The sequence below is a fragment of the Ferdinandcohnia sp. SAFN-114 genome (genome assembly GCF_059415045.1).
Map to the genome: position 1 here is coordinate 1 of NZ_JBPFDQ010000223.1, position 530 is coordinate 530.

General features: G+C 36.4%; 1 protein-coding gene. It reads left to right on the plus strand.

Annotation, left to right across the window (positions count from 1 at the left end):
- Positions 1-530: transposase (locus ACR65M_RS27025; protein ID WP_494776441.1), on the plus strand; the 530-nt coding region annotated here is incomplete at both ends.

A 530-nucleotide genomic window follows, 5' to 3' on the forward strand; every position in this document is an offset into this window, starting at 1 on the left:
AAGGATGCCAAAGTCATTGCACAATTAGTTAAGGATGGGAGATATGCTGAACCAACAATTCCGCAAGGAGTTTATGCTGAACTCCGAGTGGCTAAAAAAATACGTGATCTCTTGACTGACGATCTTCAAACTGTCCAAGGACAGATTCACAACTGGATAGATCGCTATTTTCCTGAGTTCCTTACGGTCTTTAAGAAGTGGGAGGGAAAGGCAGCGTTACAGTTCTTAAAGCTTTTTGCGTTACCACATGAATTAGTAAAGTTCTCTGATCAAGACTTATTAATGCATTTAAGGAAAGCTGTAAAACGTAGTGTTGGTCTTAATAAAATTCAAGAGTTAAAACATGCAGCTAGTAAGTCCATAGGACTTATACAAGGCGCAAATATGGCTAAATTAGAGCTTAAAACATTAATTGATAAGTATGAATTAGTTCAACTTAAATTCGAAGAATTAGATTCAAAGATTGATACATTAATCGATCAGATACCTGGTGTCCAACAAATGTTGGCTATAAAAGGTGTTGGAAGAGA